Here is a 10183-nt window from a genome sequence, read left to right on the forward strand (position 1 = left end):
CCTGACAAGGACAAGAAAATTGGAAAGAGAACCAATCGACGGGTTGATGGACAATTGTTCCGAGAATACGAAACGCATCGATGTCATGGTTGTGGGTGGCGGGATCAGCGGGATCCAGGCGGCCCTGGATCTGGCCGAGACGGGATTCAAGGTCTATCTGGTGGACAAGTCGCCGGCCATCGGCGGCAAGATGGCCCAGCTGGACAAGACCTTTCCCACCAACGACTGCTCCATGTGTATCGAGTCGCCGAAGTTCATCGAGTGCAGCCGGCATCCCAACATCGACATCCTGACCTACACGGAAGTAAAAAGTGTGGAGGGCGAGGTCGGTGAGTTTCTGGTGACCCTGGTCAAGAAGCCGCGCTACATCATCGAGGAGAACTGCACGGGTTGCACGGTCTGCGTGGAGTACTGCCCGGTCAAGGTACCGGACCCCTACAACCAGAACCTGTCGCTGAACAAGGCGATTCATATCTACTTCTCCCAGGCCGTGCCGCTGATCACCTATATCGATCCCGAGACCTGCCTTTTCCTCCAGGACGAAAAATGCACGATCTGCCAGGGTGCCTGTAAGAACGACGCCATTGACCTGCATCAGAAGCCGGAAAAGATCGAGGTCGAAGTCGGCGCCATCGTGCTGGCACCGGGCTACGAGGTGTTCGATCCCAAACCCAGGGGCGACTACGGTTACGGCAAGTTCGCCAATGTGGTCACCAGCCTCGACTTCGAGCGCATTCTCTGCTCCACCGGTCCCTTTGATGGCGAGATCCGGCGGCCGTCGGACGGCAAGCATCCCCACCGCATCGCCTGGATTCAATGTGTCGGCTCCCGCCAGGTGACCGAGGGCGGTAACAGCTACTGTTCGGCCGTGTGCTGCGCCTACACCCAGAAGCAGGTGATCCTGGCCAAGGATCATGACGAGGGTATTCAGGCCACGATTTTTCATAACGACATCCGGGCTTTCGGCAAGGACTTCGAACGCTTCTACCAGCGTGCCGAAAAACTGGCCGACACCCGTTTCATTCGCAGCTACGTTTCCATCGGCCGGGAGATCCCCGAGACCCAGAACGTCACCATCCGCTATTCGACCGTGGATGACGGGGTCAAGGAGGAGGAATTCGACATGGTGGTGCTCTCCGTCGGCCTGGCCCCACCGGCCGACGTGCAGGGCCTGGCCGACAAGTTCGGCATCGAACTCAACGCCCACCAGTTCTGCATGAACCAGATGACCAACCCCATCGCGACCTCGCGTCCGGGCATCTTCGTCAGCGGCGCCTTTCAGGGCCCCCTCGATATCCCCGAGTCGGTCATGAGCGCCAGCGGGGCCGAGGCCCAGTGCGGTCAACTGCTCGCCTACCGCCGGGGCAACCTGGCCAAGGCCCGCGAGTATCCGCCAGAAAGAGACGTCTCCAACGAGGAACTCAAGGTCGGGGTGTTCGTGTGCCACTGCGGGGCCAACATCGGCCGTGTGGTGGATGTGCCCGACGTGGTCGAATACGCCTCCAGCCTGGGTCATGTGGTCCACGCCCAGGAGAGCCTTTTCGCCTGCTCCACGGAGAACGCCCAGCAGATCACCGACACGATCCGCGAAAAAGGGCTGAACCGGGTGGTCGTGGCGGCCTGCACGCCCCGGACCCACGAACCCCTCTTCCGCGATACGGTGCGCGAGGGCGGGATCAACCAGTACTTCTATGAAATGGCCAACATCCGCGAGCACTGCTCCTGGGTGCATTCCAAGGAGAAGGAAAAGGCCACCCAAAAGGCCAAGGAGATCATCCGCATGTCGGTGGCCCGCTCGACCCGCCTGGAGCCCTTGCAGGAGTTCGAGCTGCCGGTCAACAAGGCGGCCCTGGTGGTTGGCGGCGGCATTGCCGGCATGACCAGCGCCTTGAGCCTGGCCAACCAGGGGTTCACGGTGCATCTGCTGGAAAAGGAGAGCGATCTGGGCGGCATGGCCCGCCGGCTCCACTTCACTCTGGAGGGCATGGACGTTCAGGCCTACCTCGCCGATCTGATCGGAAAGGTGTACAAACATCCCAACGTGCTGGTCACCCTGGATGCAGCCATCACGGCGGTGGACGGCTATGTGGGCAACTTCGTCACCACCGTCAAGTCGGGCTACCAGACCAAGACGATCAAACACGGTGCCGCGGTCATCGCCACGGGTGCCGAGGAGTACCAGCCATCCGAATACCTGTACGGCGAAAACGAGAATGTGGTCACCTCAATCGAACTGGAAGAGATGATCGCCGGCCAGGATGAACGGCTGGCCGGTGCCCAAAGCCTGGTGATGATCCAGTGCGTGGGCTGCCGTAATGAAGACCGCAACTACTGCTCCCGCGTCTGCTGCAGCCACTCGATCAAGAATGCCCTGAAATTGCGGGCCATCAACCCCGAGATGGAACTCTACATTCTCTTCCGCGACATCCGCGCCTACGGGTTCAAGGAAGATTATTACCGCGAGGCCGCGGACAACGACATCCGCTTCATCCGCTACACGCCCGAGGACAAGCCCGAGGTGGAAGCCGGCGATCCCGGCGTGGTCGTCACCGTCACCGATCCGGTGCTGGGCGACCGGCTGATGATCGAGGCCGATCTGTTGACCCTGGCCGCCGCCGTGGTCCCGCCCCAAACCAATCCTCAGATGGCCAAGTTCTTCAAGGTGGCCATGAACCCGGACGGCTTCTTCCAGGAGGCGCATGTCAAGCTACGGCCGGTGGATTTTGCCGCCGACGGGGTGTTCCTGTGCGGAACCGCCCAGTACCCCAAACACATCACCGAGACCATCAGCCAGGCCTATGGCGCCGCCGGCCGGGTGGTCACGATCCTCAACAAGGATTCGGTGCTGGCATCGGGCGCGGTCTGCGAAGTCAAGGAAAAGGAGTGCGTGGCCTGCGGCGCCTGCATCACCGCCTGTACCTATGGCGCCATCGACTTCAAGGAAACGGCGATCGGCAAGAAGGCCACGGTGAACCCGATCCTCTGCAAGGGAGACGGCCTGTGCAACGCCGTCTGCCCGGCGGATGCCATCGTGCTCAAGCATTTTACCCAGGAAGAAATTCTCTGCCAGATTGACGCAGCGTAAGCGACAAACGGCGTTACCTCAATTGCTCAACCGATCCGTCGTAACGGATGGAAAAGGAGACACCCAATGAGCACCGGACCCGAGTTCCGACCGCGAATCCTTGGTTTTCTATGCAACTGGTGAGGATATTCCGCTGCGGACCTGGCTGGAGTTTCCAGACAACAATATGCACCGGATATCAAGATCGTTCGTCTCATGTGTACCGGCCGGGTGGACCTGGCCTTCCTGCTGCGCGCCTTTGAAAATGGCATGGACGGCGTGTTCATCGGCGGCTGCTGGCCGGGGGAGTGCCACTACCTGACCCAGGGGAACTACAAAGCGCTGTTCCTCATGCACCTGTGCCGCAAACTGCTGGCCCATATCGGCCTGAACCCCGAGCGGCTGCGCATCGAATGGATCAGCGCCTCCGAGGGCATGCGCTACGCCGAGGTCATGAACGATTTCTCGAAAACGACCAAGGCCTTGGGGCCCCTTGGGGTCGGCGAGGGATTGGACCTTGACACCCTGAAGTTCAGACTTGAGGCGTTGACCGGATTGGTTCCCTACATTCGCCTGGTCGAGCGGGAAAAGCTCCGCGTCAACTTCAAGACGGTGGAAGAATACAGCGCCTTTTTCGAAAGCGAGGCCTTCACCCGGCTGTTCAACGACATGATCGTCAGCAAGTTCGAGATCAGCCAGGTCATGGCCCTGCTCCGGGAAAAGCAGCTGACCACCAACGAGATCACGCAAGCCCTCGATCTCGAGCGGGCCGATGTCGCCAAATACCTGAATGATTCGGTACGGCAGGGCTTCATCGGGTTCGACGCAGAGAGCCACCGCTTCGCAACGATCGCGTATTAGCAACCTTCAACCATTCGGACAAGACCATGCAAACCGCCAACATCGATCAAATCATCGACGCCCATCAGGGAAAACCCAGCGCGCTGATCCATGTTCTCATGGAGATTCAGCATGTCAACCACTGGCTGCCGCGGGAAGTGCTCAAAAAAGTCAGCCAAAAGCTCGAGGTTCCGTTCAATCGGGTCCTTCAGGTGGCGACCTTTTACAAGACCTTCAGCATGATCCCCAAGGGCAGCCATGAAGTGCATGTCTGCATGGGCACCACCTGCCGGATGCGTGGGGCAGGCGAACTCCTCGACACGGTCAAGGATCTGATCGGCGTGGATGTCGGGGAGACCGACGCGGACATGAAATACAGTCTGGAAAACGGCAGCTGCCTCGGATGCTGTTCCCTGGGCCCGGAGATCATCGTCAACGGCAAACATCATACCCGGGTTGAACCGAGCAAAGCCGACGACGTCCTCAAATCGTATGCGTAAGGGATAACTATGCCAAGGATAAACTCACCGGCGGAATTGGAAGCACTGAGAAAGAGCATCTTGTCAGAGAAGGATCCCGACAAGCCCTGCATCGCGATCTGCGCGGGAACCAACTGCCTTGCGCTGGGCAACCAGGCGGTCATCCAGGCCTTCAAGGCGGAACTGGCCCAGCAGGAACTGACGGACAAGGTCGATATCCGGGCCACCGGCTGCCATGGCCTGTGCGAAAGAGGACCCAATGTTCTGATCTATCCCGAGGAGATCTACTATATTGAGGTCAAGCCCGAGGACGTAGCGGAAATCATTTCCGAAACCGTGCTGGGCAAGAAGGTCGTCGATCGCCTGCTCTACACCGATCCGCTAACCGGGGAAAAGGCCGTTCACCAAACCGATATTCCGTTTTATAAAAAGCAGACCCGCATGATCATCAACACCAACACGTTGATCGATCCCCAAAAGATCGAGGACTATCTCTCCATCGGCGGGTACACGGCCCTTTCCAAGGCCCTTTTCGAGATGACCCCGGAAAGTATCCTGAACGAGATCAAGACGGCCAACCTGCGCGGCCGCGGCGGCGGCGGCTTCCCCGCCGGTCTCAAATGGGAAACGGCCCGCAACGCCCCCGGCGAGCAGAAATACGTGATCGTCAACGGGCACGAAGGCGAGCCCGGGGCGTTCATGGACCGCGCCATCTTCACCGGCAATCCGCACAACGTCATCGAGGGGCTGATCATCGGTGCCTTTGCCGTCGGCGCCAGCCAGGGGTTCATCTACACCCGGCATGACATGCCCCAACTCAAGGAAAACATCTACACGGCCCTGGCCCAGGCCGAGGAATACGGCCTCTTGGGCGACAACATCCTGGGTTCCGGCTTCAACTTTCATGTGGAAGTCCATTTTGACGTGGGCATCTTCGTCTCCGGCGAATCCAGCGCCTGATGCGCTCCATCGAGGGCAAGAATCCGGAGCCGCGGCCCAAGTACATCCGCACCTCGGTGAGCGGTATCTGGGACAAACCCAGTAACCTGAACAACGTGGAAACCTGGGCCAACGTGCCCCTGATCATCAACAAGGGCCACGCATGGTACACCGGCATTGGCACGGAGAAAAGCAAAGGGACCAAGCTGGTCTCGGTCTCCGGCCATGTCAAGAACACGGCCGTGGTGGAAGTGCCCATGGGAACCACGCTGCGGGAGATCGTCTTCGATATCTGCGGCGGCATTCCGGGAGACAAGAAGCTCAAGGCGGTGCACTTCGGCGGTGCCATGGGCGGCAGCATTCCCGAGAACCTCTTGGACACGCCCCTGGATTTTGACGCCCTCTCCAGTCTCGGCGCCACCATGGGGGCCGGCGGCATGCTGGTTCTGGACGAAGACACCAGCATGGTGCAAATGACCCGCACCCTCCTGGACTTTTTGAGCAAGGAATCCTGCGGCAAATGCGTGCCCTGCCGGGAAGGCGTGCGGCAGATGCTCAAAGTCATGGACCGGCTGTGCGAGAACAAGGGCCGGCCCGGGGATATCGAATTGCTCGAGGATTTGTGCGAGGTCTCCCGGAAAGCCTCCCTGTGCTCCCTGGGCCGCACCGCCTACAGCCCGGTTCTCAGCACGTTGCGGTTCTTCCGCGAGGAGTACGAGGCCAGCATCGCCCCATAAATTGTACCTGAACACGATGGTATCAACGCCAAGAAGGTAACGATATGAGTGAAATTCTTCTGCAGATCGATGGCAAGGACGTCAAGGCAACGGAAACCATGACCGTTCTGGAGGCGGCGCGCAGTGCCGGGATCCACATTCCCACCCTCTGCCATCACGAAAAACTCGAGCCCTACGGCGGATGCCGGCTGTGCACCGTCGAGGTGGAAACCCGCGGACGGGCAAGGCTCGTGGCCGCCTGCCTCTTCCCGGTGCAGCCGGATCTGATCGTGCGCACCCATACCCCGGAAGTCGACAAGCTGCGCAAGACCATCATCGAACTGTTGATGGCCCATGCCCCCGACTCCTTCGAACTGCTCGACCTGGCCCAGGAGTATGGCGCCGACCGCAACCGGTTCGACCAGGAGTCCTCCTTCTGCCTGCTCTGCGGCCTGTGCGTGCGCTATTGCAACGAGGTCAAACAGAAAAACGCCATCGCCTTCGTGGACTGCGGCGCCAAACGGGAAATCAACTTCATTCCCGAAATCGCCTCCCAGGAATGCCGCGACTGCAAGGAATGTTTCCCCTTGTGCCCCACGTCGTACCTTCAGGCCGCGTACTTTTTGACCGAAGCCCTGGCTTTTCCACACGAATCCAATGCGGCACATGCTTTGACCAAGAAATAAACGATCTCCAAGGAAAATCTTAAGGACAGCTTGTAGAGCCTGGATCAAGCCCGGTAACACAACATCGGGAGGTGGCCATACACCACCTCCCGCAGCCCCGGATATCCCCACCGAAAGGCACACCAGCACCTCATCCGGCCCCACCCGGCCGTCTTTTTCGCTTGACAAAGGAAAATGGCTTGGATATTCATATAGAGAACGCAAATTCTCTATGTAGACAACACCTTTAATTTAACATTGAAGGCGAGTGATTCTTCGGGCCATCATTTTGCGGTGATGGTTTTTTTATGGTATTCGTTATGCCACCACTGACATAAGTAGATAATTTTTATGGAACGATTTTTTATCGAAGGGGCTAAATCATGAGGTACGCAGAAACTGGGGTCATTATCGAAGTCGATTTATCCCGAGGAAATATTGAAAAGGTGGAAACGGATCCAAATCTGACCCGGCTGCACCTGGGCGGACAAGGCACCGCCGACAAAATCCTATGGGATCGGGTGCCTCCCGAGGTCGAACCCTTTTCGCCCGACAACCTGTTGATTTTCAGCACCGGCCTCCTGCATGGGACCCCGGTCCCCGGCACCAACCGCGTTGCCGTGAACACGTTCTCCCCGCAGACCAACTTGCATGCCCACTCCCTTTTCGGCGGATGGTGGGGGCCGGAACTGAAGCACGCCGGCTACGACAAGATCGTCATTCGCGGCAAGGCATCGGAGTTGGTTTATCTGTGGATTCATAATGACAGGGTCGAAATTCGGGATGCCAGGCACCTGAAGGGCAAGGGTGCCCAGGAAACCGCCGACCTGATCAAAAAAGAGTTGAAACAGGAACGCGCCCAGGTCTGTGCCATCGGACCGGCCGGCGAGAATCGGGTCTTCATGGCCACGATCGAGCACGCCAACTCCAGTGCCGCCCGCGGCGTGGGGGTGATCATGGGCGATAAACGGCTCAAGGCCATTGCCGTGCGCGGAACCAAGGATATCAACATCGCCCACCCAGCCGAACTCTGGGAAAAAAGCGCCCTGATCCGCCAGGAAATCTATGACAACAAAATCGTCGGTGACCCCATGGCCGGTGAGGATGACGAGCTGTTCCATACCGACAATTTTGCCTGGGGCAATGCACGCGTGAGAAAAAAAGGCTACTGGAACCAATACCGCCAGCGCAAATGGGGTGCCCTGACCCAAAGCGCCCGCATCCGCGAAACCGGCTGCTACAACTGCCCAAAAAAATGCCACGCGGTCATGGCCATGCCCGGCCGACGCACCTATTTTCTGAAGTGTTTCAACAAGCTGACCTACCTGATGGCTGCCCACCTGGAACTGGACTTCAATTACGATATCCTCGCGGTCTCCCAGGAGTACGGGTTGGATGGGTTTGCCACGCCCCAGGTGATCGCCTTTGCCCTCGAACTGCTCCAGGCGGGCATCTTGAATGAAAGTGACTTTCCGGGAATGCCCGAGGATGCCAGGGGCCGCTTCTTCTATATGATCGACAAGATCGTCAACCGCGAGGGCATCGGCGACAAACTGGCCAACGGCGTATACTGGGCCGCCCGTCAAATCGGCAATGGCGCCGAAGTTTATGACCACAACACCACCAAAAAATTCGAACAGGTCACCATCAAGCTGGGCAAGGTCAACCCCACCTTCTTTTTGATGCTCTCCACCGGGGAGAAGATGAGCATCACCCAGATCGAGGGGTCGTTTCCGCAGAACCCGATCCGCAATCCGGAAGAGCGGAAGAAATTTGTCGATGACTGGGTCGCCGTCCCCAACGATAAGTACAAGAAAATTTTCCTGGAGTGGGAAAAACGCCACGACATGCCCATGGAGGAGTGCTGTGCCGTGGTGGAGTGGAACGAAATCATGCACTACATCGACGACGCCATCGGGTTGTGCGGTTTTCTCTCCTCTTTCCGGGGTCAGTTCGGTGGCCGGATTCCCTTCCATTCCAATAATCTTCCCGAGCTCGTCTCCCTGGCCAGCGGGCTGGATATCGATAAGGACACCCTTTGGGAAATTGCCCGGCGCAACCGCACCCTGGTCCGGGCGCTCAATGTCCGCCGGGGCCTGCGGCGTGCGGATGAAAAACCGCCGCAAGACCACTGGAAAATCAGAGACCCTAAAATGGAGCAACAACTGCTCACCACCTACTACGAATACAAAGGCTGGAACCACCAAGGCATCCCGACCAAGAAGGCCCTGGATGCATTGGGGTTGGATTATGTCAGCAAGGATCTCATCGAACGGGGCATCCTGAAAGAAAATGAGGAAGCATCGCCGGCCGAAGCATCGCCGGCCGAAACGGTGTTGGCAGAAGCCGATGAGAATTGATGCAAAGGGGGTGATATCGTGAAGGGTGGCAAAATAACCAAAATCATCAAAGAGATAAAAGTCGATGTCAACAAATGCACGGGCTGCCGGTCCTGCGAGATGGCCTGCTCGGCATTTCACGCGGTACCCAAATTCAGCAGCGTCAATCCTGGCCGGTCCCGGATTATCGTAATCATGGACGAAGGCCGCGACGTCTTCGTGCCCATTCGCGCCGGTGATTATGCCCAGGCCGAATGCAACGGCCGTAACCTATACATGATCGATGGCAAGGAATACTCCGAGTGCGCTTTTTGTCCGGCATCCTGTCCATCGCGGGACTATTTCAAGGAGCCCGATTCGGGCCTGCCCCTGAAATGCGACATGTGTGAAAGCCAGCCACCCCTGCCCGAGCCCATGTGTGTCCAGGTCTGTCTTCCCGGAGCCTTGACTTATGAGGAACGAGAAGAGGAAGTGGACGACAATGCCGAAGAGCCCAGTCGCGGCGAAATGGAAATCGGCCTGGAATCGCTGATCAAGCGATATGGCATGAAGCGGGTCGTCGAAACCCTGTCTCAGTTTAAAAAGTAACCCGACACCAAGGATCCACCGAAAAGGGAACCTGCCATGACGACAGAAATCATTACCCAAACCATCACCACTGGTAACGAATGTGGCGAATGCGATAACAAATGCGGGGTTTGCGGCCAGCGCCTGGCATATGTGACGGTCACCCGCACCAAAACCTGCGCCTTGTGCCATAAGGAAGAGACCTCGGTCATCGGCTGCCCGAACGACCACTACGTCTGCCGGGAATGCGATTCAAAAAAGGCCCTTGAAATCATTGACCGGATTCTCTCCACCACCCAGGAAACCAGCCCCGTCAACATTATCGAACTGGTCATGGCCAATCCCGAGGTTTCCATGTATGGGGCGGTGCATTACGAGCTCGTGCCGGCGGCGATTCTCACGGCAGTGGGCAATACGGGATATGAATTGCCCGAAGATGCCATCGCCGAGGCCCGTACCCGTGCCCGCCGGATCCCGGACGGGTCTTCGGGGCTTCTCGGAATCTGCGGTGCCGCCCTGGGAGTGGGGATCGCCGTCAGTGTGATCACCGGTGCGACCGCCTTTGCCGGCGAGG

Annotated in this window: 8 protein-coding genes and 1 pseudogene; all 9 read left to right on the forward strand. The window is 58.4% G+C overall.

The genetic code is table 11. The annotated features are described in order from the left end of the window. The first annotated feature begins 19 nt into the window (after positions 1-19). Entirely contained in the window at positions 20-3085 is a 3066-nt protein-coding gene (locus tag JCM12296_RS28960) for a CoB--CoM heterodisulfide reductase iron-sulfur subunit A family protein (protein ID WP_246805054.1), read from the forward strand. A 138-nt stretch (positions 3086-3223) separates the two neighbouring features. Then, positions 3224-3925, forward strand: a pseudogene (locus tag JCM12296_RS28965) (hydrogenase iron-sulfur subunit); the annotation flags it as partial. Between the two features lie 26 nt (positions 3926-3951). Then, on the forward strand, positions 3952-4404 hold the full coding sequence (locus JCM12296_RS28970) for an NADH-quinone oxidoreductase subunit NuoE family protein (protein WP_054700313.1): 453 nt from the start codon (positions 3952-3954) through the stop codon (positions 4402-4404). Between the two features lie 60 nt (positions 4405-4464). Next, positions 4465-5343, forward strand: a complete 879-nt coding sequence (locus tag JCM12296_RS42710; protein WP_218188339.1) for a (2Fe-2S) ferredoxin domain-containing protein — start codon at positions 4465-4467, stop codon at positions 5341-5343. Further along, complete coding sequence (locus JCM12296_RS42715) at positions 5343-6059, forward strand: NADH-ubiquinone oxidoreductase-F iron-sulfur binding region domain-containing protein (protein ID WP_218188340.1); 717 nt, start codon at positions 5343-5345, stop codon at positions 6057-6059. The genes JCM12296_RS42710 and JCM12296_RS42715 overlap by 1 nt, the downstream gene beginning before the upstream one ends. A gap of 44 nt (positions 6060-6103) precedes the next feature. Continuing rightward, a complete protein-coding gene (locus tag JCM12296_RS28980) occupies positions 6104-6724 on the forward strand; it encodes a 2Fe-2S iron-sulfur cluster-binding protein (RefSeq protein WP_054700315.1) in 621 nt (206 codons plus the stop codon). Between the two features lie 362 nt (positions 6725-7086). Continuing rightward, entirely contained in the window at positions 7087-9063 is a 1977-nt protein-coding gene (locus tag JCM12296_RS28985) for an aldehyde ferredoxin oxidoreductase N-terminal domain-containing protein (protein WP_054700317.1), read from the forward strand. Positions 9064-9081: 18 nt separating this feature from the next. Further along, the gene (locus tag JCM12296_RS28990; RefSeq protein ID WP_054700319.1) at positions 9082-9630 is read left to right on the forward strand and encodes a 4Fe-4S dicluster domain-containing protein; all 549 of its coding nucleotides are present in this window, start codon (positions 9082-9084) and stop codon (positions 9628-9630) included. A gap of 36 nt (positions 9631-9666) precedes the next feature. Then, positions 9667-10183: DUF5714 domain-containing protein (locus tag JCM12296_RS28995; protein WP_246805055.1), on the forward strand; the 517-nt coding region annotated here is incomplete at its 3' end.

This window comes from Desulfosarcina cetonica JCM 12296, assembly GCF_001311845.1.
Taxonomy (GTDB): Bacteria; Desulfobacterota; Desulfobacteria; order Desulfobacterales; family Desulfosarcinaceae; genus Desulfosarcina; species Desulfosarcina cetonica.